The following is a 23,523-nucleotide window of genomic DNA, read 5'->3' as shown; positions in this document are numbered from 1 at the left end:
AAAAAGAGGCGCAACCCACGTTGCGCCTCTTTTTTTGTAGCCCTTGGGCCAGACTAACATATACCCTAACACCTAACACCTAACACCTAACACCTAACACCTACCCTTCCTGCATAGCTTCGTTGAGGAAGTGCACCAGGGGTAGGGCGGCTTGCCAGGCGGCCAGCACGCGCTCGGGGAAATCGGGGCGGAGCACTTCCTTATCGCTGAACGTGCGCCACACGAAATAGCTTTTGAGCCGCAGCCACTCGATGTCGGGGTCGTGGCGGTCGTAGCCTTTGGGGGCGGTGCGCAGCGCCTGGCTCATGTCGAGGCCCGCCGGAAATTCGCGCAGCAAAGCCGCATCCTGGCGCAAGGCATAGAAAGCCTCGGGGTTGTAGTGAATTTCCTGCCGGATGCGGGCCAGCTGCTGCGGCTCGGGCTGCCAGCGGCCAGCGCCCACGTAGGTTTCGCCCCCGGGCTCGATGGCCACAAAAAAGCCCGCCCACGGCGACTGGCGCCCGTCGCGCTTCAGGCCCGCGCCCATGTGGCGCTTGTAGGGCTCGTCGCTTTGCTGAAACCGATCGTTTTTGTTGATGCGGTACATCACATCGGAGGGCGAGAGCGGCAGCAAAGCAGGCTCGAACTGCTGCGCCCGGGCCAGCAAGTTGGTTACCAGCGCCGTGAACACCTTCCGGGCCTGTTGGTAATCGGCGCGGTGCGCGTCCATCCAGGGCTTGTTGTTGTTTTGGGCCAGCTGGCCCAGGAAATCGAGCAAAAAGGCTAGGTCCTTCAAAGCGTTGGGGCAAGAGGGGGTAGACTACGGAACGGCAAAGGTGCAGCCCCAAAACAAAACAGCCGCTTCGGCGGAAGCGGCTGTTGTGGTGGTGTGGTGGCTTAGCGCTTGCGTTGGGCTACTACGCCAGGCCCGCGCGAATCGTTGAGCGTCCAGTCGTAGGGCACGTAGGCTACCGAGGCCGTTGGCCCGACGGGCGTGGTGGCGTAGCGGTTGATAAACTCAAACAGCTGCGCTTTGCTGCCGAAATCGGCCGCGTACCAATCGAACAGGCTGGAAAGCTGCACGCTGCCCGCTTCCAGCGCGTTGCGGAGCGGGTCGTTGATGAAGCGGGCGGTTTGCTGCGTGAGCTGCGCATCGAGGCGGCTGCCCTCGTAGGGCTCGGGCAGCAGCGTGGGCGACGACACGGCCGCGCAGTGCAGGGCAAAGTGGCGGCGCGGCTCGTTGGGCAGCAGCTCGGGCAAAATTTCGCGCTCAATCTGCTTCAGGGTGTACTGCTTGCCGCCGATGTTTACTTCGGGCGCTTCCCACACCGAGCGTTGGCCGCCCACGGCTTTAATCTTGATGTCGCTGAGGCGCTCGACGGGGTAGTACTGAATGGCGAGGTACAGCGTGTAGGCGTTGTAGGTGTTCAGCCAGAACGCGGCCTGGTCGTAGCGGCTCCAGCTGGGCAGGGGCGGGCGGCTGCTCAGGCTTTGCAGGTAGGCCAGCAGCTCGTCTTCGTCGTCGGCGAGGCCTTCGTAGTTCACGCGGCCATCGGGCAGCACGTGGCGTTTCAGCAGGGCCTCGTAAACGGGCGAATCGGCCAGCGGCGCCGGCTGGTGGGCCTGGGCCACGGTAGCCAAGAGCAGCGCCAGCAAAAGCAGGAGCTGCCGAAATAAGTAGTTGTGCTGCATTAGGTGAAGGTAGGGCGGGGCGGACCCATACGCAGCCGGCAGCTTTTGGCTTTTCGGCATACCGTACGGATGCTCAAAAATAGTCGGTATGTAGTACCATATCAATTGTTTTTAACTTTTTCCGGGAAATATTTTACGCCTAAATGCTTAAAAAGGCGTGAGTTATTGCCACACGGTGCCTCTGCAGCTGTTTATGCATTAAAACGAATATAGCGGCGCCTGAACCAGGCCGGATTTCTGGTACAAAAACAGGCGCCACCGGCAGCGCGGGGCTGCCAGGTAGCGCCTGATATGCGAGTTGGCCGGGCCATTGGGCCTAGGTGAAAAATCAGTTGCGGTAGCCGAGCACCTCCACGGTGTCGCCCACGCGAAGGCGGCCGGTTTCGGGGCCCACCACGTTCAGGCCAAACATTACGTGCTTGCCCACGGTGCGGTATTGGGCCAGGGTGCGCAGGGGCTCGGGGGTGCGTTCGGCCGTTTGCTGATCGGTGGTGATGAGCACGCAGCGGCCGCACGTGCGCACGCCCTCAAAAGCGTTGCCGCCGATGGCAAAGCTGCCCCAGGCATCTTCGGCGTAGGCCTCGGCACCGTGCACCACCAGGTTGGGCCGGAAACGATTCATCAGCACGGGCTCGGCGAGGCGGCGGTTTAGGTCGTCGAGCGAGGCCTGGCCGATGAGCAGGAAAGGGTAGGCATCGGCAAAGCTTACCAGGCCGCGGGCCTCGCCGCCATCGGCGGTGCGCAGGGCCGCTTCGGGCATGTGCACCAGGCGGCAGGGCTGGCCCAGGGCCTCGGAAAACCATTCGTCGTGCTCGCGCAGGCCGCGGAAAGCAAACACCATGTCGTCCCACACGGTTACAAACTGCGTGCCCTTGTGCTCGGCCTCGAAGGGCACCAGCAGGGGTTTCAGCTCGGGCCGCTGTATGTGCCGCACAATAAAGCCGTTGTGGGCGTACTCGAGGTGCAGCAGGGCCATTGTGGGCTGGCTGCGCTGCGTCAGGAACTGGCCGCGCTCGTCGACGAGCAGCCAGCGGCGGTCGTGGCGCAGGCCCCGCGGCTCGATGGCCGCCTCGGGCACGCGAAAACCACCCAGGGACTTAACGGGGTAGAGGTAAAGATCGGAAAGCGTAAGCGGGGCGCGGGTATCAGCCATAAGACGAAGGTAGTGCTTGCGCGGCAGTCGGAAAGCAGGTAAACTGCATAGCGCGTGCCTAATACATGCCTGCCAAACCCCCGTAGCCTATGTTGCCGCTCGGTACCTCCGTTGTTGCTGACGCCAAACCGGCCGCACCCGCACCCACCCAAGAAGTTGCTGCACCGCCCGTTGCCGGGCCGTGCCCCAATTGCGAGCAGGCTCTGGCCGCCGGCCCTTTTTGCCCCCACTGCGGCCAGGCGCGGCCCCACCGCCTCAGCACCGCCCACGTGCTGCACGAGCTGGTGCACGTGTTTACGCACGCCGACAAAAGCATTTTCGGTTTTGCCAGGCAGGTGCTGCTCGCGCCCGGGCAGGTGTTTGCCGACTACCTGGCCGGCCGCCGGAAGCGGTATTTCAACCCGTTTCAGTTTTTGCTGCTGGCCGTGGGCCTGGCTACGCTGCTCTCGGTGAAGCTGCACTACTACGAGCTGATCGGCGAGAACGTGCAGCGCGGTTTTCAGCTGCGCGGGGCCTCGGCCGAGCAGGTGCGCCGCGTGGGGGAGTACTTTGGGGCGGTAGGCAAGTATTTCAACGTGTGGTGGTTGTCGTTGGTGCCGGTGCACACGTTGGTGGCGTGGGGCGTGTACCGCCGCCGGCTCAACTACGCCGAGTCGTTTTTGCTGCTGGTGCTGGTGGGCTGCGCCTTTCAGCTGCTGCTGATTGCGGCACTGGTATCGGTGTTTTTGGTGGCGGGCCGCGAGCCAGGCAGCAGCACCGCGCTTATGCAAGCCGGCGTGTACGTGCTGTACCTAACCTGGATTGGCCGCCGGGGCCTGCGCTTAAGCTGGCCCGCGGCCATTGCCAGCGCGTTGGCTGTGAGCCTGGCGGCGGGTTGTATTAACTACGGCGTCAACATGCTCATTTTCAGGTGGTACGTCTTTGGCTGACAGGCCCTAGGTCAGGCAAACACCAAACCGGGGAGGCAGCCAGCAGTGGGTTGCCGACTTCTCACTCCTCAGACCTAGTGCAGCGGCTTCTTCTTGATGACGCCGCCGTGGGTGTCTTTGATGCTGTGCATCAGAATAAATGCCTGGTGGTCGATGGCTTCTACTTCGGCTTTGAGGCGCGTGAGCTCGAGGCGCGTTACGGCCGTGAACACGATATCGAGCGACTGGCGCTGCACGCCGTTGGCGCTGTAGCCGGTGCGGCCGCTGTAAATGGTTACGCCGTGGCCCAGGTTTTCGGTAAGCACCCGCCGAATGGCCTCGCTGCGCTTCGAGATGATGGTGACGCCGGTGTATTCCTCGAGGCCGTCGATCATGAAATCGACGGTTTTGGCGGCCGAGAGGTACGCCAGAATGGAGTACATGGCGGCCTCGACGGAGAGCAGCAAAGCCGCCACGCCGAAGATGAAAATGTTGATGACCAGGATGACGTCGCCCACGCTCATGGGGCTTTTGCGGCTGATGAACACCGACAGGATTTCGGTGCCATCGAGCACGCCGCCCCCCCGGATGGTAAGGCCGATGCCAGCACCTAGGAAAAACCCACCGAACACCGAAATCAGGAGCTTATCGTGGGTGAGCACCGGGAAGGAAACCAGCCACAGCACCACCGCCAGCCCCGTAATGGCCAGCAGGGTTTTCACGGCCACCACGCGGTCGAGCTGAAAGTAGGCCAGCACCACAAACGGCGCGTTAATCACCAGGATCAGCACCGAAAGCGGCACGCCCGTAACCTGCGCCGTGAGCAGCGAAATGCCCGTTACGCCGCCGTCGATAAAGCCGTTGGGCAGCAAAAAACCTTTCAGGCCCAAAGCCGCCGAAAAAATGCCGGCCACCACCAAAGCCGTGTTGGTGAGCTGCCGCCGCAACAGCCGCAGTGCAAAACGCAGCACGGGCCCGCCGCCTTTGTGGCCGGGCGGTAAGCCTTGCGGGTATTTTTTGCGCAGTACACTGCGGATGAGGAGTTGCTGGAACAACATGCAGGTATGGTTGTGGGTGGTTGTGCGGCACCGCCCGGCAGCCGCGGCGGCTACCAACAAAAACGGGCAACGGCGTTTGCCGTTGCCCGTTGGCGGTAAGTTGCGCCTAGGTGCTTTGGGTGCCTAGCGGCCCGAGGTGCCCGGCGTAGCCGCGGCTTTGGCGCCCTGCTGGCCGGCCAGCTGCACGGCCCGGTACAGGTTGATGACGCCGCCCGTGCTCGAGAGCTGCGCGAAATCGACGCTCTTTTTGTCGCCGGGCTTTTGCACCTTGGTGTGCACCGGCTCGGCCGATTGCATGATGATGCGCTTGAGGTCGGTAGCCGTGAGCTGCGGGTAGTACGCCTTCAGCACGGCCGCCACGCCCGCGGCCGTGGGGGCCGCCATGCTGGTGCCGCTTTCGTTGCCGTATTTGCTGCCGGGCAAGGTGGAGTAAATGTTTACGCCCGGGGCGAATACATCCACGCGCTTGCCGTAGTTGCTGAAATCGGCCACCAGCTTATCGTTGTTTTTGTTGGCCGAGGCGCCCACCGTCAGCAGGTTGGGGTGGGCGGTTTTGCCATCCTTGGCTACCGGCGAGGGGAAGTGCGTTACCACGTCGATGTTGTTCGACTCGTTGCCGGCGGCGTGTACCAGCAGCACGCCTTTCTGGCCGGCGTACTTAATGGCCTCGTCGACGGCTGGGCGCTGCGGCGAGTAGTACTTGCCGAAGCTCATGTTGATGATCTGCGCCCCGTTGTCGACGGCGTAGCGGATGGCGTGGGCCACGTCCTTGTCGTGCTCGTCGCCGTTGGGCACGGCCCGCAGCGTCATGATGCGCACCGGGGCATCGGCCACGCCCAAAATTCCTAGGTTGTTTTGGCGGTCGGCGGCGATGATGCCCGATACGTGGGTGCCGTGCGTGGGGTCGGGGCCCATTACATCGGGGTTGCCGTAGCCGCGTTCCTGCAGGTTCTCCTCGTTGTCCTGCACAATGTCGGCGCGGGGGTTAAACTTCAGGTTCAGCGAGTACTCCACGCGCTTTTTGGCTTCGGCCGAGGCCTCGCGCATCTGCACCACCACCGATTCCATATCGGGCGCGCCCGACTGAATCAGGCTGCTGTGGAGCTGCGAGGTAATCTGCAGCACGCCGGCCTCCTTGGTGGGCGGGCGGCGCAGCACGGCCGTATCGAGGCGCTCCACGCCCAATACCTGCTTTAGCTGGCCGGTAATGCCATCGAGCTGCTCGGCCAGCGGGCCCAGCTCCTGGTACTGCTCGGTGTCTTCCTTCAGCTTTTTCTCGTAGTCCTTTTTCACGCGCAGGTACAGGTCGTACTCGGCTTGTTTGGCCTTGGGCAGGCTGGTGCGCGCCTTGCCCTCGTACAGCGGCTGCAGCCTGGCCAGCAGGCGGGTTTCCTCGTAGGTGTCCACGTCCACGTTGCGGCCGTCTTTGCCCCCCAGAAAATTCCAGCCGTACACGTCGTCGACGTAGCCGTTCTGGTCGTCGTCTTTGCCGTTGCCCACAATTTCCTTGGTGTTGCGCCACAGCACGCGCTTCAGGTCCTCGTGGGTGGTGTCGATGCCGGCGTCAATTACGGCCACCACCACGGGCGTAGGTTGGCGGTTTTTTAGCAGCTCGGCGTAGGTGCGTGCGGTGCTGATGCCCATTACGCGGTCGGCTTTGGGGTCGAGGTGCGTCCATTGCTGCGCAGCGGCTGCCGGCTTAGCAGCAGGCGGCGCGCTTTGGGCAAACGAGGTGGCGGGCTGAACCAGCAGCGCCAGACCTAGGGCCGATAACCAAGGACGAGGGAATAAGCTCATGCAAAAATCGGGTTGAACAGGGGAGGGCATCCCCAAATGCGCGGTAAGTTATGCCACCGACGGCAGCCGGGCCGCAACCGTTGCGGCAAAGCCGGGTTTTTATCCCGCCTACTTAAACCAATACCTTTACGCCCCTCGTTCCATTCGCTTTCCCGAATGCTCCTCGCTCGCCTCCGCGCCGCGCTGCCGGCCCTCCTCGTTCTTCATTCTTCCTTCTTCCTTGCGGCCCAGGCCCAGGCGCCCAAAACGTATTCGTCGTCGGAAATCCTGCTGGGCCTGAAAAAGCTCAACGTGCTGGGCTCGGTGCTCTACATCGCCGCCCACCCCGACGACGAGAACACCCGCATGATTGCCTACCTCGCCAACGGGCGCCTCCTGGAAACCGGCTACTTCAGCTGCACCCGCGGCGACGGCGGCCAGAACCTCATCGGCCCCGAGCTGCGCGAAGCCCTAGGTGTAATCCGGACGCAGGAGCTGCTGGCCGCCCGGCGCATCGACGGCGGCCGGCAGTTTTTCTCGCGCGCCAACGACTTCGGCTTCAGCAAAACCGCCGAAGAAACCTTCACCATCTGGGACAAAGAGCAGGTACTCGCCGATATGGTGTGGGTAATCCGGCAGCGCCGCCCCGATGTGCTCATCACCCGCTTTCCGCCCGACGCCCGCGCCGGCCACGGCCACCACACCGCCTCGGCCATGCTCGCCCTCGAAGCCTTCGACGCCGCCGGCGACCCGAAGCGCTTTCCGGAGCAGCTGCAGTACGTGCAGCCCTGGCAACCCAAACGCCTGTTCTGGAACACCGGCTCGTTTTTCGTGAAGCCCGGCGAGGACATGAGCGGCTACCTGAAGGTGGATGCCGGTGGGTACAACGCGCTCCTGGGCCAGAGCTACGGCGAAATCGCCGCCCGCAGCCGTTCGCAGCACCAAAGCCAGGGCATGGGCGCCAGCGCCACCCGCGGCGAAGCCATTGAGTACCTGCAGCAGATGAAAGGGGAAAAGGTCAGCAAAGACCCGCTCGAGGGCGTGGACATGACCTGGAACCGGGTGAAGGGCGGGGCGGCGGTGCAGAAACTGATTGACGAGGTCATTGAGAAGTACGACCCAAGCAAACCGGAGGCCTCGGTGGCGGGCCTGTTGAAAGTGCGCGAGGCCTTGCAACAACTTCTTTCGGCGGAAGCAGGCTTTTGGCAACAGGAGAAGTGGGCTGAAACCCAACAGCTGCTGCAAGCGTGCCAAGGACTGTACGCAGAACTCACCGCCGCCGAAGCCACCGTGGTAGCCGGCCAACCGCTGCGGCTGACGTTGGAGGTAACCAACCGCTCTGATCAGCCGATAAAAGTTGCGGCGCTGCTCCCTATGTACGCGCTTGATGCGGACACTACGCTGAGCGAAGCAATTGAAGTAAAGGCAGGTAAGAGTCTCCGCTTGCCCTTGCGCGGCAAAATTCATCCGTTTGTTGCCAATACACAGCCCTATTGGTTGCGCGAGGCTGCCAGCCTAGGAATGTACCGCGTGCCAAAACAGTACCCGCTGGGTCGGCAAGGTTACACGGTTTACCCGCCCCTTTCTGTGCTTCCTTTCCCAGAGTTGTACACAGAAAAGCGAAAAAAGCGCGTAGCCACAGGAAAAGAATTGGTTCCGGGTATTACGCTAACGGGACTTGCAGAAAATCCGCCGGTGGCTGAGCTAGCGGTGCTCTTGCAAAATGATGCCCTGGCTCCGCTTCACGTACCCATTCAATTCAAGCGCACCGACCCCGTGTATGGCGAGCTGTACCGGCCGCTCACGGTGGTGCCGCCCGTAGCCGTAAACCTCAGCGGCCATGCCTATGTGTTCGCCGAAAACCAGCCCAAAACGGTGCCGGTAACGCTAAAAGCCGGCCGTGCTGATGCCAAAGGCACAGTTGCCCTGCAGGTGCCGGCCGGCTGGAAGGTGGAGCCCGCCAGTATTCCGTTCGAGCTGAAAAACAAGGACGAGGAGCGCACGGTGGAGTTTCAGGTGCAGCCTAGTGCCGACAAAGGGGCCAACCAGGAAAGTGCCGGGCAGCTACGCGCCGTTGCTACCGTGGATGGGCAGCAATACGCGCGCGGCATCCAGAACATCAACTACACCCACATTCCGGCCCAAACGCTCTTCCCCGAAGCCGTGGCACCGCTTGTGAAGCTCGACCTGAAGCGCAAGGCCAACCACATTGGCTACCTCATGGGCGCCGGCGACGAAGTGCCCGATGCCCTGCGCCAGATTGGCTACTCGGTAACGCTGCTCAAGCCCGAGGATATTTCTGCCCAGAGCCTGCGCCGCTTCGATGCGGTGGTGCTGGGCGTGCGGGCCTACAACACCGTGGAGCGCCTGCGCTACCTGCAGCCCGTGCTGCTCGACTACGTGGAGAAAGGCGGCAACCTGGTGGTGCAGTACACCGTGAACCGCGGCACCGTTCTGTCCGAAATTGGCCCGTATCCAATGAAGCTGAGCAACGACCGGGTAACGGTGGAAAGCGCCCCGGTGAAGTTTCTGAAGCCCGAGCACCCATTGCTCAACGCCCCGAACAAGATTACCGAGCGCGACTTTCAGGGCTGGGTGCAGGAGCAGGGTTTGTACTACCCCAGCTCCTGGGATGCCAAATACCAAACCATCATCAGCAGCCACGACCCCGGCGAATCGGCCAAGGAAAGCGCCATTTTGGTGGCCGAGTACGGCAAGGGACACTACATCTACACGGGGCTGTCTTTCTTCCGCGAGTTGCCGGCCGGCGTGCCCGGCGCCTACCGCTTGTTTACCAACATGATTGAACTGGGCAAGAAGTAGCGCTGGGTGATACTCGGCGTTGGCGCCGCAGGCGCCAATCCGGAACCGCGCCGTTCGGGCTTGCAAGGCGTAGCACAGCATGGTCAGCTTCGCCGACCGCGCCGAGTGCCACTCAGCGCCACTTTTTACCGTTCTTCGTAGCATTCCCCGTTTCCACCCATGCCGCATTCCGCTCATTCGCACTCCGATAACAAGCCGCCCTTGCTGCCCTCGTGGCGGGCGTGGTACTGGCTGGTGTTAGGAGCATTGGCCGCCGAAATTGCGGTGTTTGTGTGGCTTAGCCGCTGGTTTGCAACGTGAGTGCGCTCGATTGGCTGGTGCTCACGGGCACCCTGGCGTTTATTATCGGCTACGGCACCTGGCGCACCCGCACGGCCGGCGCCTCGCTCGATGGCTACCTGCTGGGCGGGCGGCAAACGCGCTGGTGGGGCGTGGGCCTCAGCATCATTGCCACACAGGCCTCGGCCATTACCTTCCTGAGCACGCCGGGGCAAGCCTTTGCCGATGGCATGCGGTTTATTCAGTTCTACTTCGGGCTGCCGGTGGCCATGGTGCTCATTGCCATTGTGGCGGTGCCCATTTACCACCGGCTGCGCGTGTACACGGCCTACGAGTACCTGCAACGCCGCTTCGACCGGCGCACGCGCACCTTGGCGGCGGGGCTGTTTTTGCTGCAACGGGGGCTTAGCAACGGCCTTTCGCTGTATGCGCCGGCCCTGGTGCTGTCGGCTATTCTGGGCTGGAATACCACCGTTACGGTGTGCCTCCTAGGAGCCGCCATCATCGGCTATACCGTGAGCGGGGGCACCCGGGCCGTTACGGTAACGCAACAGGGGCAGGTAGCGGTAATCTTCAGCGGAATGGCCATTGCGGGCTATTTGCTGGTGCATTACCTGCCGCCGCAAGTGGGCTTTGCCGATGCCATGCACGTGGCCGGCCGCATGGGCAAGCTCAACCTCGTCGATTTCAATTTCGACTGGCAGAACCGCTACAACTTCTGGACGGGCATGACGGGCGGCCTGTTTCTGGCCCTGTCGTACTTCGGCACCGACCAAAGCCAGGTGCAGCGCTACCTCTCGGGCCAGAGCATTACGCAAAGCCGCCTAGGTCTGCTGATGAACGGGCTGATTAAGGTGCCCATGCAGTTCGGTATTTTGCTGATTGGGGTGCTGCTGTTCGTGTTTTACTTGTTTCAGCCGGCGCCGCTCACCTTTAACCGGCCGGTGTACGAGAAGGTGATGAGCAACCCGGCAGTATCGGCTCAGGCACGCCAGCTCGAAAGCCAGTACGCCGCGGTGCAGGGGGCGCAGCAAGAGGCCGCTACAGCCCTGGTTGCCGCCCGCCAAAGCAACGATGCCCAGCTGCAGGTGGCCGCTCAGCAACGGTTGCAAACCACGCAGGCCGCCGCCGGTGGGTTGCGGAAATCGTGGGAGGTACTGGTAAAGCAAGCCGCGCCGGCCGCCGACAGCAAGGACACCGATTACGTGTTCATTTCGTTTGTGCTGCGCTACCTGCCGAAGGGTTTGGTGGGCTTGCTGGTAGCCGTGGTGCTGAGCGCGGCCATGAGCAGTGCCGCCGGTGGCCTCAACTCCCTGGGTTCCACCACGCTCATCGATTTGTATCGGCCTTTCACGCGCCGGCAGCACTGCACCGAGGCGCACCTAGTGCGGGTGTCGCGCTGGGCCACGGTGGGTTGGGGCACGCTGGGCGTGGGGTTTGCGCTGTTTGCCAGCCGTATGGAAAACCTGATTCAGGCCGTCAACATCCTGGGCTCGTTGTTCTACGGCACCATTCTGGGCATTTTCGCGGTGGCGTTTTTCCAGAAGCACGTACACGGCCGGGCGGTGTTTTGGGCGGCTGTGGTTACGCAAGTGGCAACAGTATTGGCTTTCTGGCTGACGGATATTGCCTATTTGTGGTACAATATCCTGGGCTGTTTTGCGGTGATGCTGCTGGCGGCACTGCTGCAGAAGCTGCTGCCTCAGGCGGTGCCGGACGCGCAGCCGAGCATGGCGACCTAGGGGCCTCACGTTGCCTCACCCCCCGGCCCCCTACCTCGCTCCATGCGCGACATGGGGAGAGGGTGAGCCACGGCGGCGCGGATGTCAGCAACGATTGCGGCGGCTGCGGCTAGCGCCTCCGCCGCCGCCCCGGTGTAGCGCGCGTATCCGGAACCGCGCAGCACCACATACGCGCCCTTGGCGCGTCGCGGAACGGATTTCCGCGCTACATAAATGCACCACGGCCCGGCTGCCTTAGGCAACCGGGCCGTGGTGTAAATGCTTCAGCGAAGCTACCGATTACAGCTTGCCAACTTTCTTGGCTTCCACAATCAGGTCTTCGTTCATCTTCACGTAGTCGGCGTTTTTGGCGTCGAGGGCTAGCTTCTTCGACTGCTCGGCGGCGGTAACGGCACCTTTGTAATCCTTCATTTTCATGCGGATTTTGGCTTCGGTGTGCACGTTCCAGAACTTCGGCTCGTTGGCGTTGGCCTTCTGAATCCACTCCAGGGCCTGCTTCTGATCCTTGTTGTTGTCGTAGTAGTACACGGCGGCCGCGGCCAGGTCGTTGGCGCTGGGGCTGGCGTTTTTCACCACTTTCTCGTCGATCTGGGCCATTACCTTGGGGTCCACATCGGAAGTGATTTTAAACTTAGCGCCCGTCAGCTCCCACTGCAGATCCACGTTAGCGGTGGCGGGGGTGAGGTCGGTGAAGTTGATGGTGAAGGTTTCGACCTTCGAGGGCAGTTTGTAGGGCTTTACGGAGAAGCGGGCCACGTCCTGGTCGTCCTTGAAGTTCTCCACGTCGGCGCCGCGCTTGGTGTCCTTGTTCAGCACCACCAGCCACTCCGCTTTGTTCGGGATGGTGTAGATGCCGTACTCACCGGCCGGCACCTTTTTGCCTTCCACTGTCACCTCGTCGGAAAACTTGATGGTGGTGGTTTGGTTGGCACCCGTGCGCCAGCGGCGGCCGAAGGGCACCAGCGAGCCGAATACGGTACGGCCTTTGGCGCTGGGCCGGGCGTAGGTGATGGTTACGTCGGTGAGGCCCACGCGCTGCTGCACGGTGCTTTTGGGGCTGGCGGCGGGGGTGCTGAGCTGGGCTTGGGCGGCCGGAGCCGAGAAAAGGATTGCGCCTGCCAGGGCAGTGCCGGCCAGTAGCGAAGTCCGGTTCTTTAGCAACATAGGAACGGGTAGAGAGGGTTGATTAACTGCGGTAAAAGTACGCTTTTCGGCCGATGCGGCGCGGGCTTTTTGCTAACGGTTTTGGCCTAGGTGGTTTCAGGCCGCGTACGGCCGGCCATCCACCAAGAGGCGCGCAAACGGGTCGTGGTGGTGCAGCAGGCGGCAAAACCGGAACAACGACTGTTCGGTGCGGTAGCCGTACACCACAAACGACACCGCCGTGCGCCCGAGGTTGCGGCCGCGGCTTACGCGCGCATCGGCATCGAGGCACTCGTAAAACAGGCGGCGCACGGTGTCGGCATCGAGGTAGTTTTCGTTGAAGGTAGCCGTAACGCGGGTTTGCATAGCCGTGGGTGCCAGCCGGAGTTACTTCAATACAACGCCTTTATCGGCCAGCAGCTGCAGCAGGGCGGCCTCGGTGGCGGGCGGTTGCACGCGCCCTAGGTCGATGAGGTGCGTGGCCGGGGCAGTAGTAGTGAGCATAAGCCAGTTGCGGCGGCGCTGGGCTTCGGTGATGGTGTCCCAGCGTACGTCGAGCGCGTCGCTTTGGCGGCCGGTTACGGTCAGGCGCTTCGCGTCGAAGGTGTAATCAAGCGCGTCGTAGGCCAGGCCCGAGGCCTCGTAGCTTTTCCGGATTTGCCCTAGGTAGTACACCAGCCCGGCCGCAACCAAGGCCAGCACCAGCACCAGCGGCGGCCCGTAGAACCACGGCGTGGCGAGGTAGCGCACGTTGGCCAGGGCAATGATGATGCCTACCACGATGACCAGTGGCACCGCGAAATACATCATCGAGCGGTAGGTAAGCGAGAAGTAAAGCCGGCGGTAATCGGCAAATGGTACCCGTACTCCGGAAACAACAATCGGCTGCATGCGGCCAAGTTAGCCACAGGCAGCCGATTTGGGCTGATGATAACCAATCGTCGGGCCTAGGTAAGCTCGAACTGCAGCTTCAGCAGGTTGGCGTACAGGCCGTTCTCGTTTTCGCTTAGCTCCTCGTGCGAGCCTTGCTCCACGATGCGGCCGCCGTCGATAACCAGAATCTTATCAACCTTGCGGATGGTGCTGAGGCGGTGCGCGATGATGATGCTGGTGCGGTTCTGCATCAGCTCGTCCATGGCCTGCTGCACCAGCTTCTCGCTTTCCGAGTCGAGGGCCGAGGTGGCTTCGTCGAGCAGCAGAATGGCCGGGTTTTTCAGGATGGCGCGGGCAATGGCAATGCGCTGGCGCTGGCCACCCGAGAGCTTGATGCCCCGCTCGCCCACCACGGTTTCGAGGCCTTCGGGGAACGACTGGATGAACTGCCAGGCGTTGGCCCGGCGGGCTGCATCCACCACGTCGGCTTCGGGGGCATCGGGGCGGCCGTAGAGGATGTTTTCGCGGATGGTGCCGCCGAACAGCAGCGTCTCCTGCGGCACGATGCCAATGTTGCGGCGCAAATCCGTCAAATCAATCTGCTCCAGCTCGTGGCCATCGATGCGAATGTGGCCGCCGCTAAGCTGGTAGAAGTGCATTAGCAGCTGCACGATGGTGCTTTTGCCCGAGCCTGAGGGGCCCACCAGGGCTACCTTCTCGCCAGCCTCAATGCTGAAGCTGATGTCCTTGAGCACGGCCAGATCGGGGCGGGTGGGGTAGCGGAACTGCACGTTGGCGTACTCGATGTCGCCGCGCAGCTGTACGGGGGCCGCGCCGGCCGGCCTAGCCGCGTGCACCGGCTCCGACTGCTCATCCAGGATTTCCAGAATGCGCTCCGATGCGCCGAGGCTGCTTTGAATCTTACCGTACATTTCACCTAGGCCCGCCACCGAGGCCCCGATGAACATGGTGTAGAGAATAAACGATACCAGGTCGCCCATGGGCAGGTGGCGCGGATCGGAGGCGGGCAGCTCCACGTAGGTAGCGCCGCGCCACAGCACCAGAAAGATGCCGCCAAAAATGGCCACGATGATAAACGACACAAAGCCGCCGCGGAATACGCTGGCTTTCAGGGCAGCCTGCACGGTGCGGTTGAGGCCGGCGCCGTAGCGACTCACCTCGTGCTGCTCGCTCGTAAAGGCTTTCACCGAGTTGATGCCCTGCATCGTTTCTTCCACGATGACGTTGGTTTTGGCCAGCTCATCCTGGGTTTGCTTCGAGAGTTTACGGATGCTGCGCCCGAACAAAAACGCCAGCAGCACCAACGGCGGAAACGTGGCCAGCATAAACAACGAAAGCCGCCACGACTCCCACATGATAAAAGCCACGCCCGCGAGCAGCGTCAGGATTTGGCGGGCAAATTCGGCCAGCGTGAGGGTAAACGTGTCCTGGATGTTGGCTACGTCCGAGGTCAGGCGGGAGGTGATTTCGCCTACCCGGCGCTGCTCAAAAAACGGAATGGGCAGCGTAACGAGCTTCTGGTAGAGCGTGCGCCGGATGTCGCGCACCGAAAACTCGCTAACCCGGGCGAAAAAGAAGATCCGGAAAAACGAGAACACGCCCTGCAGCAGCACCACCCCAAACAGCACCAGCGCAATGCCGGTAATGGTTTTGGGCAAAAAAGCTGGCAGCGTATCGGTTTGGTGATTGGCGATGTTGACGAGGTAGCCCAGCATTTTGGGCATTACCATGGTGGATACGCTGCTGAGCAACAGCAGCAGCAGGCCCGCGATAAACGGGGCCTTGTAAGGCAGCACAAAGCGGAAAATCCGCATGCCGCGCTTGAAGTTCTCTTTGGTAAGCTTGACTTTGGGTACTTCGGCACCTACTGTACCGCTCGTATTCAATCCGCTTCTGGCTGCCATATGTATTCAGTCGGGGCAAGGCTACCGCGCTTCGGCGGCCTCCGCATTCCAGACGTCTCTATTCAAACTTTACTTTATTCTTCTCTACCTGCAGCGTTGCGGGGTTGCCGAACGGAATGGGCACCTGCACCTGCACGGCTACGGGTTGGCCTTTGCGGGTGGCGGGTTTCCAGGCCGGCATCAGGCCAAGCACCCGCAGGGCTTCGGCGTCGCACTCGGGCGAGAGGCCTTGCACCACTTTGGGCTGGGTTACTTTGCCATCGGCGGCTACCACAAAGGTTGTGAGCACGTTGCCGCTAAGCTGCCTGCTGCGCGCGGCCTCGGGGTACTGCACTTGCTCTTGCACAAACTGACCTAGGGCCTTTTGCCCACCCGGAAACTGCGGCGCCACATCGGGGCGGTTGGCCGCCGGGCGCGCTTGCGCCTGCATGTGGCCCGGGCGCAACACCGTAGGCTGGTTGGCTGGGGCGGCTGGGGCGGTTTGCGCCGAAGCGGCGCAAGCGAGCAGCGAGAAGACGACGAGTAGGTAATATTTCACGGGCAAGGCAAAATGTAGCGCGAACCGCAGGGCTGGCAAAGGCAAGCTCCCGCTTCGCGTATGGCTGAACGATAACGCAATGACACGATACCGATGCAGCAATACGCGAAACGGGAGCCTGACTGCGTCGACCTCCGATTCGCGCTGCGGGCGCAAAGGTACGCCCTAGCTAACCAATTCGCGGGCTATGGGGTTCACTGCCTCTTCAACCTGGGCTTTGCGCGAAATCAGCCACAGGCCCACGAACGTGAGCAGCCCGTTGTAAATCAGTTTCTCGAAGCCCATTTCGTAGCCGCCAAACCAGGCAGCGGAGTTCTTCACCAGCACCCACGTAACGATGGGCGACAGCACGCACACCACGGGCACCCAGATATCCTGCGGCCGGCGCCGGGTGTACAGCCCGAAGGCGTAGAGGCCCAGCAACGGCCCGTAGGTGTAGCCCGCCGCATCGAACACGGCCGATACTACGTTTTGGTCGTTGAGGGCCCGGAAAACCAGGATAATCACGATCAGCACCACCGTAAAGGCCAAGTGCGTAGCCTGGCGCATGGTTTTTTGCTGCGCCTCGGAGTAGCGGCTGATGTTGAGGAAGTCGACGCAGAAGGAAGTGGTAAGCGCCGTGAGGGCCGAATCGGCCGAGGCGTAGGTTACGGCGATGATGCCCAGCACGAACACCACGCCCGCAAACAGCGAGAAGTGCGTGGTAGCCAGGTACGGAAATACCTTGTCGGTATCGAGCTTGCCCTTGAGGTTGAGCAGGCTGGGTATCTGATCAAGGGCAATGCCCTTCACCTCGGCGAACTTATACAGCAGCACACCCAGGGAGAGGAACAGCAGGTTGACGAATACCAGCGTGAGCGTAAACCAGAACATGTTTTTCTGGGCGTCGCGCAAGTTGCGGCAGCTCAGGTTCTTCTGCATCAGGTCCTGATCGAGGCCCGTCATGGTGATGGTGATGAACATGCCGGCCGCGAACAGCTTCCAGAAGTACTTCTTGTCGTTGGCATCGGCGAAGAAGAACGTTTCGGACAGCGGCGACTCGCGCACGGTTTGCACCAGGCCGGCCCACCCCAGGTTGAGCTCGTTGCCGATCAGACCAATGCTGACGATTACGCACAGCAGCATGGCCAGGGTCTGGAAGGTATCGGTCCAGAGAATGGTTTTGAGGCCGCCGCGGAAGGTGTAGAGGTAAATCAGCAGAATGCTGACGGTAACGGTAACCGCGAAGGGCACGCCCATTTGCTCGAATACAATTACCTGCAGCACGCCCGCCACCAGAAACAAGCGAAACGCCGCCCCAATGGCCCTGGAAAGCAGAAAGAAAAACGCCCCGGTTTTGTAGCTCCAAAACCCGAAGCGCTGCTCCAGGTAGGTGTAAATACTGATGAGGTTGAGGCGGTAGTACAGCGGCAGCAGCACCGTGGCAATTACGGCGTAACCGGCTACGTAGCCCAGCACCATGCCCATGTAGCTCCACTGGCCCGTAAGCACTTGCCCCGGCACCGACACGAACGTGACGCCCGACAAGGAGGTGCCGATCATGGCAAACGCCACCATGTACCACGGCGCGTTGCGGTTGGCCACGAAGAACGAGGCGCTGGTTGCCTTGCGCGAGGTAAGCAAGGCAATGATGATGAGCACGACGAAATAGCCGGCAATCAAACTCAGGACGAGGGAGGGCGACATAGGCGGGGAAATAGGGTGTAAAGATAACGCTCCCGCGCATGTGTGCCCGGTGCCCCGGGCGCAGGCCCAAACAAAAGCCCCGGCCGCCGAAGCGGCCGGGGCTTTTGCCAATTACAACGCAAAGGCACGGCGCCCTAGGTGGCTTACATGGCCTTCTGGTTCAGGTAGTTCTTGGCCAGGTCGTTCAGGCGGGTGTCGGTGTCCTGCTCCTCCTCCAACGACTTGCGCAGCAGCTGCGCCACCTGCGCGTGGCCCAGGCGGTCGGCGTAGTGGTGGGCGGTGCCGTAGCTGGCAATTTCGTAGTGCTCGATTTTTTGCGAGGCGGCAATCAAAGCGGCGTCCATCACCTCGTCGGTAGCCCGCTCCGACATGGTGGCCTGGCCTTCTTTGATCAGCCCTTGCATGGCCACGCAGGTGTGGCCGCCGAGGTCCTGGTCGAGGTCTTTGGCAATGCGCTCGAGGCGCTCTACCTGGCGCTCGGTTTCGTGCAGGTGGCGCTCGAAGCCGCGGCGCAACCGGCCGTCTTTGGCAGCGGCGGCCATTTGGGGCAGGGCGTCAACCAGCTGCTTTTCGGCGCTGTAAAGGTCTTTCAGCTGCATAACGAGCAAGTCGTCGAGCGTTTCCATTTTATCGAACAACATAGGCGTAGTGGTTGGTAGCAAATGTGCCTACGCGCGCCCTAGGTGCCCGGGTTACTGCCGACGTGCGGGAGGTTACTCCATTGCGGCAATGTTGAGGGGCTCGCCCACGGCGGGCACGTGCAGCGCGGCACTCAGCCAACCTTCCGCCGCAATTTGCCTGAGCAGGCGCAGCGGCTCCGAGGCCGGCTCGTCGGAGAGGTCGTAGGTGCCGTAGTGCATCGGCACGAGGTGGCCGGCGCGCAGCTGGTTGCTCACTTTGGCGGCTTCGTGGGGGTTCATGTGCGAGCGGTTCATCATGAAGGCCGGTTTATAGGCCCCGATGGGCAGCAGCACAATATCCAGCGGGCCGAATTGCTCCTCGATCTGGTAGAAGTGCGGGCCCTCGGCCGAGTCGCCGCCGAAGTAGAGCGTACGGCCCGTGGCCGCTTCGCGCAGCAAAAACGAGCCCCAGAGCACGGTGTTCAGGTCGCCGATGCCGCGGCGGTGCCAGTGGGCGGCGGGCAGGTAAAACACCTCGATGGGCGCATTGGGCCCTAGGTCGAACTGCTGCCACCAGCCGGCCTCCTGCGTAGGGGGCAACGTGCCGGCCGTGCGCTTCAGCAGCTTGGCTGCGCCAAGCGGGCCCAGTAGCTGCATCCGCGGGTTTTGGCGGGCTAGCAACCGAATGGAGTTATCGTCGAGGTGGTCGCGGTGGCCGTGCGAAAGCAGCAGGTAATCGATGCCCGTGAGGTCGGTGGGGGCGCAGGGCAGGGCGTGGCGGCGCCTAATGAGCGGCAGGTTGAACAGCACCGGATCGAACAGAAACGTGCGGCCGCCCCAGCTCAGCCAAAACGAGGCGTGGCCCAGCCAGACTAACGTATCGGCTTGCCGCTGCCCGATAACCTCGGTGCAGGACTGCACGGCGGGCGCCCAGGTGTCCTGTTTTTTTTCCTGGGCCTGCGGGTTTTTGGTCAGAAACTTCCAGCGCAGCACGTTCGAAAACGTGGGTTCGTAGAGCTCCTCGTTGGCGTTGGCGAATGCGCGCCCGATCATCAGGTTGCCTTCGTAGCGGGAGCGGATGGTGCGCAGCTGCTCGTTGCGGACGCGGCGGCTTGTTGGCATAGGCTGAAGTGTGGTTTAAGCAAGAAAAGTATGCATTACGCAGAAGGGTGTAGTGCCCGTGATGTGCAATCAACTATTTTAGGATCAGTATTGCTTGCCAACCGCCCAAACCGCCGTTACTGCCCCACCGCATATGCAAGAAATTGTACCCCAAGAAGGCCAGGAGCTACAACCCGCATCGGCCGCCCTGACGGCCGAGCAGGTAGCCGACTTACAGGCTTATTTCATGACGCAGGTGCTCGGGTGGCTTACCGGCGCACTGGCCCTGTCGGGCGGCACGGCCATGGTGGTGGCCGCCTCGCCCGAGTTGCAGGCGGTGCTGTTTGGTACGGCCTGGGTGTTTGTGGGGGTGGTGGCAGTGCTGATCGTTACGGGCCTGTTGGTGGCGCCCCGCTTTGCCGCCCAAAATACGCTTGCCCTGGTGGCCGCGTTCGTGGTGTGCGTGCTGGCCGGGGGGCTGGCCTTGGGGGTGGTGTTTCGGGAGTACTCGGCGCATTCGCTGGGCGCTACTTTCTTCATCGCGTCGGCGGTGGTGGGCAGCATGCTGTTGTACGGCTACTTTGCCCGCGCGAAAATGAGCAGCTGGGCCGGCATGCTGCTGGTGCTCCTGATTACGCTGGCCCTGGCGGCCATCGGCAACATGCTGTGGCCCCACAGCCTTGCCGCCGAGCTGAGCAGCGCCGCCGGGGTGCTGCTGTTTGTGCCCCTCACGGCCTACGATGCCAACAAACTGAAAGGCAAAGCGTTTTTGGGCCTGGGCGACGAAAACATCGACCGTAAAGTAGCCGTGCGCAGTGCTTTTGGCTTATACTTCAACCTGCTCTGTCTTTTTCTGAGCTTGCTGAGCCTTACGGGCGTACCCCTCTAAGCTCGCCGGGTTTGTTAGCCTTTTGGCCCCGGTTGGTGCACGGCACCAGCCGGGGCTTTGCCGTTGTAGGGCCGGCTTAACCCAGGGCCTCGGCCGGCTCGGGGGTGGGCTGAGCTGCGCTGAGGTGCCGGCTCATCAGCCAGGCTACGCCACCTAGGCAAAGCGCGAACCACAGCCACGGCAAGCGCAGATCGAGGGCCGACAGCCCGGCAAATACCAGCGTAGAGGCAAAGCTGGCCAACCCCTGCACGGCCTGGTTCAGCCCGAAAATTTCGCCGCGGTCGGCAGCGGTGGTGCGCTGCGCAATCAGGCCCTCCAGCAAGCCTTGGATAAGCGAAAGCGTGAGGCAATCGAATACCACGATGATGTACAACCCTACCCGCGAGCTGCCCACCAGCCCGTAGGCCAGCAGCACCGGCACACCTAGGGTAGCCAGCCACCGAATGGCGCGCCGCTGGTTGATGCGGTCGGCCACCAGGCCGAAGAAGATGTAATTGATGGCAATGCTGAGCGCCCCGAAAAACATGAAAAAGTAGGAAATGGCGCGGGCATCCATGCGCAGCTGGCCCAGGCTGATGTAGGGCACGAAGTAGTAATAGCAGCCGATGCTGAGCGTGAGCAGGGCCTGGGTAGCCACGAGTTGCAGCAGGCCGGGGTGCGACTGGTTTTTGGCTTGCAGGCGGTGCCAGAGCGAGGGCAGGTGCAAGGCTTCGGCCACCGCGGCACCCAGAGCGCTGCGGCTTACCCCGGTGCGCTGAGGGTGCGGCTCGCGCAGCACAAAGCTCAGGGCCACATTCAGCACGGCCAACGCCACGCCCAGGCCCACTACTGCCTGCACTTGCCGGGCGGCTTCTACGTCGAACACCGTCAGCAGCAGCCCCGAAGCCATGGGGCCGAGCACGAAGCCCAGCGAAATAATGGCGCCCTCGAGCCCTAGGTTGCGAAACAGGCGCTCGGGCGGGGAGAGGTCGGTAATGGCCGAGCGAATGGTGGCGTACATGCCGTTGGTAAGCCCATCGGACAGGCGGTTGGCGAAGTACAGGCCCGCCCGCACCGGCCACAGCAGGCAGTTGGCCGCCAACGTGCCCAGGGCCGACAAAATCAGCACGGGCCGCCGGCCGTAGCCATCGGAGAGCTTGCCCAGCAACGGCGCCGAAAACAGCTGAATGCCCAGGAACAACCCCGTGCCCAACGACAGCCACAGCTGCGGCCGGGGCAGCCCCCGCACAAACTCGGGCATTACCGGACCTAGGGCCGCCCCCGCCACCACATCAATCAGGATAATGGCATAGATGAGCCGGAGCCGGTAATCGGAGCGGGGCATACGGGCGAGATAAAACACGAAAAAGCCGGGCCCGCGCGGGCCCGGCTTTTACAAACGTAAACGGCGCCGGATGTTTGCCCTAGGTACTAGGGCTGCGCTTTGCTGCCCAGCCAGGCCTTTCGGAACGCAAGCTGCTCGGGCGTGGGCTGCTGGCCCGCTTGCTCGGCCGGCACCACCTCCAGCGTGGGGTCGGGGGCCAGGGCAATTTGCGCGGTGCGCACCTGCCCCCGCGAGCGGTATTCCAGTGGTACGGTGTCGGTGGGTTTGTGCTTTTTCAGAATGGCCGCCAGCGCCTTTTCGTCTTTCAGCGGCTTGCCGTCGAGCTTCAGCAGCTCGTCGTCGCGGTCGAGGCCGGCCTGGTACAGCGGCGTGCCCACGAGCGTGTTATAGGTAATCAGGCAGCGGCCGTTCACGAAATCTACCTGGCCCGGCATACCCAGGGCAGCCGCATTGGGCCTGGCCTGCCGCACCACCAGGCCGGCCGGGGCCAGCAGCGCGGCGTAGTCGTGCGGGGTGGTGGCGTTGTAGATGTGCTGGCGGAAAAACTGGCCGGCAAAAGCGGTATCTTTGCTCACCTCGCCCAAAATGCGCTGCAAATCGGGCACGGTGTAGGGGCGTGCGGGGGCGTAGTTTTGCTGCGGCTTGCCGTGCTGCTGCCACACGGCGCGCATGTAGGTATCGAGGTCGGTGCGGTGCTTCTGGCGCAGCAGCAAATCGAGGGCAAGGGCATTGGCCCCGCCCACGTAGTAGTAGGATTGGTACGTGTTGGCGCGGTTGGTGGGGTCGATGGATTTGGCCGCATCAACAAACGGCGCCTGCTGGCTCATGTAAATTGCTCCATAGCGCTTAGCGCCCGGTACTTCCATCGAGTTTACCAACCCCGTAAGGGCCTCCCGCGAATACTGCTCATCGGTGGTGTAGGCACCCGAGCGGCGCAGCAGCAGCTCGCCGTAATACTGCGTGAAGCCCTCGGCAAACCAGAGCATGTCGCTCATGTTGGCGCGGTCGAAGTCGAACGGCTCCAGGTCGCTCGGCCGGATGCGTTCCACGTTCCAGCTGTGCACAAACTCGTGCGACACGGTGCCTAGGTTATCGAGCACGTTGGGGCCACCGAGGGGGCGCGAGCTGGTAACCGAGGTAGAGTTGCGGTGCTCCATGCCGTCGCCGCTGGCCTGGGGCAAGTAGTTGGCTATAAACGTATAGCGCCCGAAATCGAAGGTCGGTAGCTCCCCGAAAACCGCTTGCGCCTCGCGTACCACGTTCTTGGTGAGGTCGGCGTAGCGGTCGAGGTCGGCGTCGGAGCCGGCGTGCAGCACCTGCATCTCAATTTGCTGCCCGCCAACCTGCCAGGCCCGCGTTTTCTGGGCGCCCAGCGAAGTGGGCGAGTCCATGAAATACTGCAGATGCGGCGCGAAGTAGCGGCCCGGCACCGGCTGGCCGCTTTCGGTTGCCGGCTGCAACTGCGTGGCCACCTTCCAGTCGGCGGGCAGCTGCTCGAAGTTCACGTACACGGGGCGTTGCTCCAGCCCGCGGGCGTAGGCAAACGTGGCCGGTATGTTCAGGTGGGCGTGCTGGGCATCAATGCCGGCGTAGGTGCCATCGGTCCGGTCGCCGTAGAGCGTGTAGCTAAAGCGCACGGTGCCATCGGGGCCCGGCGTTATTTCCCAGCCATAGGGGTCGGGGTGGCGGATGGGGAGCGGCTTGCCCTGGCCGTCGGTGGCCCGAACGTTGTATACGTTCTTGGCAAACTCGTGCAGGGCATAGCGCCCCGGCGAGGAGCGGGCCATGCGCACCTGCAGCGGCCGCCCGGCGGGCACTTTCTGGAAGGTGGCCACTACCTGCGCCTCGTGGTGTACGGCATTCGGAAACTGAATGCTGTACTGCACCGGCGCTTCAGTGGCAGTGGTGCGGGGTGCGGTGTTTTGGGCTGCCCCAACCAGCGGGGCCGAAAGCAAACCTAAGCCCAGCACAAACCGGGCAGCTGATGAATGACGCATAGGTGGGATGAGGAGTG

The 23,523-nt window shown here is 62.4% G+C and carries 20 protein-coding genes; 5 read left to right on the top strand and 15 right to left on the bottom strand.

The window, feature by feature from the left end:
- Positions 1 to 100: 100 nt before the first annotated feature.
- The 3 genes from OIS50_RS09520 to OIS50_RS09510 all read right to left on the bottom strand — a co-directional run bounded on the left by OIS50_RS09520 (position 101) and on the right by OIS50_RS09510 (position 2,824).
- Positions 101 to 775, bottom strand: coding sequence for a DUF2461 domain-containing protein (locus tag OIS50_RS09520; RefSeq protein WP_264694243.1), 675 nt, complete (start codon positions 773 to 775; stop codon positions 101 to 103).
- Between the two features lie 101 nt (positions 776 to 876).
- A complete protein-coding gene (locus OIS50_RS09515) occupies positions 877 to 1,671 on the bottom strand; it encodes a DUF547 domain-containing protein (RefSeq protein WP_264694241.1) in 795 nt (264 codons plus the stop codon).
- A 328-nt stretch (positions 1,672 to 1,999) separates the two neighbouring features.
- Entirely contained in the window at positions 2,000 to 2,824 is an 825-nt protein-coding gene (locus OIS50_RS09510; protein ID WP_264694239.1) for an MOSC domain-containing protein, read from the bottom strand.
- An 89-nt stretch (positions 2,825 to 2,913) separates the two neighbouring features.
- On the opposite strand from OIS50_RS09510, the gene OIS50_RS09505 reads away from it, so the two are divergent.
- Positions 2,914 to 3,753 (top strand): DUF3667 domain-containing protein, encoded by an 840-nt coding sequence (locus OIS50_RS09505; protein ID WP_264694237.1) that lies wholly within the window; start codon positions 2,914 to 2,916, stop codon positions 3,751 to 3,753.
- A gap of 74 nt (positions 3,754 to 3,827) precedes the next feature.
- Here OIS50_RS09505 and OIS50_RS09500 read toward each other — a convergent pair whose 3' ends face one another.
- Together OIS50_RS09500 and OIS50_RS09495 are read right to left on the bottom strand one after the other, a co-directional pair.
- Positions 3,828 to 4,790 carry a YitT family protein gene (locus tag OIS50_RS09500; protein WP_264694235.1) on the bottom strand — a complete coding sequence of 321 codons (963 nt, stop codon included), beginning with the start codon at positions 4,788 to 4,790 and terminating at the stop codon, positions 3,828 to 3,830.
- Between the two features lie 123 nt (positions 4,791 to 4,913).
- On the bottom strand, positions 4,914 to 6,587 hold the full coding sequence (locus OIS50_RS09495; protein WP_264694233.1) for a S8 family serine peptidase: 1,674 nt from the start codon (positions 6,585 to 6,587) through the stop codon (positions 4,914 to 4,916).
- Between the two features lie 156 nt (positions 6,588 to 6,743).
- Between OIS50_RS09495 and OIS50_RS09490 the strand changes: the two genes are divergently transcribed.
- From OIS50_RS09490 to OIS50_RS09480, 3 genes are all read left to right on the top strand, one after another.
- Positions 6,744 to 9,389: a PIG-L family deacetylase gene (locus OIS50_RS09490; protein WP_264694231.1), complete on the top strand. Its 2,646-nt coding sequence runs from the start codon at positions 6,744 to 6,746 to the stop codon at positions 9,387 to 9,389.
- Positions 9,390 to 9,548: 159 nt separating this feature from the next.
- Positions 9,549 to 9,689, top strand: coding sequence for a hypothetical protein (locus tag OIS50_RS09485; protein WP_264694229.1), 141 nt, complete (start codon positions 9,549 to 9,551; stop codon positions 9,687 to 9,689).
- Positions 9,686 to 11,410, top strand: coding sequence for a sodium:solute symporter family protein (locus OIS50_RS09480; protein WP_264694227.1), 1,725 nt, complete (start codon positions 9,686 to 9,688; stop codon positions 11,408 to 11,410). Before OIS50_RS09485 ends, OIS50_RS09480 begins: the two co-directional genes overlap by 4 nt.
- A gap of 279 nt (positions 11,411 to 11,689) precedes the next feature.
- On the opposite strand, the gene OIS50_RS09475 is transcribed toward OIS50_RS09480, so the two are convergent.
- From OIS50_RS09475 to OIS50_RS09440, 8 genes are all read right to left on the bottom strand, one after another.
- Positions 11,690 to 12,574, bottom strand: coding sequence for a DUF2911 domain-containing protein (locus OIS50_RS09475; protein WP_264694225.1), 885 nt, complete (start codon positions 12,572 to 12,574; stop codon positions 11,690 to 11,692).
- A 96-nt stretch (positions 12,575 to 12,670) separates the two neighbouring features.
- The gene (locus OIS50_RS09470) at positions 12,671 to 12,919 is read right to left on the bottom strand and encodes a hypothetical protein (RefSeq protein WP_264694223.1); all 249 of its coding nucleotides are present in this window, start codon (positions 12,917 to 12,919) and stop codon (positions 12,671 to 12,673) included.
- Positions 12,920 to 12,940: 21 nt separating this feature from the next.
- On the bottom strand, positions 12,941 to 13,444 hold the full coding sequence (locus tag OIS50_RS09465) for a hypothetical protein (RefSeq protein WP_264694221.1): 504 nt from the start codon (positions 13,442 to 13,444) through the stop codon (positions 12,941 to 12,943).
- Between the two features lie 56 nt (positions 13,445 to 13,500).
- Complete coding sequence (locus OIS50_RS09460) at positions 13,501 to 15,351, bottom strand: ABC transporter ATP-binding protein (protein ID WP_264694218.1); 1,851 nt, start codon at positions 15,349 to 15,351, stop codon at positions 13,501 to 13,503.
- A 58-nt stretch (positions 15,352 to 15,409) separates the two neighbouring features.
- A complete protein-coding gene (locus tag OIS50_RS09455; protein ID WP_264694216.1) occupies positions 15,410 to 15,889 on the bottom strand; it encodes an energy transducer TonB in 480 nt (159 codons plus the stop codon).
- 165 nt (positions 15,890 to 16,054) lie between these two features.
- Positions 16,055 to 17,575 (bottom strand): sodium:solute symporter, encoded by a 1,521-nt coding sequence (locus tag OIS50_RS09450; protein WP_264694215.1) that lies wholly within the window; start codon positions 17,573 to 17,575, stop codon positions 16,055 to 16,057.
- A gap of 143 nt (positions 17,576 to 17,718) precedes the next feature.
- Positions 17,719 to 18,216 carry a YciE/YciF ferroxidase family protein gene (locus OIS50_RS09445; protein ID WP_264694213.1) on the bottom strand — a complete coding sequence of 166 codons (498 nt, stop codon included), beginning with the start codon at positions 18,214 to 18,216 and terminating at the stop codon, positions 17,719 to 17,721.
- A gap of 72 nt (positions 18,217 to 18,288) precedes the next feature.
- Positions 18,289 to 19,317, bottom strand: coding sequence for an MBL fold metallo-hydrolase (locus OIS50_RS09440; RefSeq protein WP_264694211.1), 1,029 nt, complete (start codon positions 19,315 to 19,317; stop codon positions 18,289 to 18,291).
- A gap of 133 nt (positions 19,318 to 19,450) precedes the next feature.
- On the opposite strand from OIS50_RS09440, the gene OIS50_RS09435 reads away from it, so the two are divergent.
- Positions 19,451 to 20,185: a Bax inhibitor-1 family protein gene (locus tag OIS50_RS09435; protein ID WP_264694209.1), complete on the top strand. Its 735-nt coding sequence runs from the start codon at positions 19,451 to 19,453 to the stop codon at positions 20,183 to 20,185.
- 76 nt (positions 20,186 to 20,261) lie between these two features.
- Here the strand turns inward: OIS50_RS09435 and OIS50_RS09430 are convergent, their stop codons facing one another.
- Positions 20,262 to 21,509 (bottom strand): MFS transporter, encoded by a 1,248-nt coding sequence (locus OIS50_RS09430; RefSeq protein WP_264694207.1) that lies wholly within the window; start codon positions 21,507 to 21,509, stop codon positions 20,262 to 20,264.
- Positions 21,510 to 21,595: 86 nt separating this feature from the next.
- Positions 21,596 to 23,506, bottom strand: a complete 1,911-nt coding sequence (locus OIS50_RS09425; protein ID WP_264694205.1) for a M61 family metallopeptidase — start codon at positions 23,504 to 23,506, stop codon at positions 21,596 to 21,598.
- Between the last annotated feature and the right edge of the window lie 17 nt (positions 23,507 to 23,523).

Origin of the sequence: Hymenobacter sp. YIM 151858-1, from assembly GCF_025979705.1 — a bacterium.
Lineage (GTDB): Bacteria > Bacteroidota > Bacteroidia > Cytophagales > Hymenobacteraceae > Solirubrum.
This window is presented reverse-complemented; position numbering and strand designations above follow the sequence as displayed.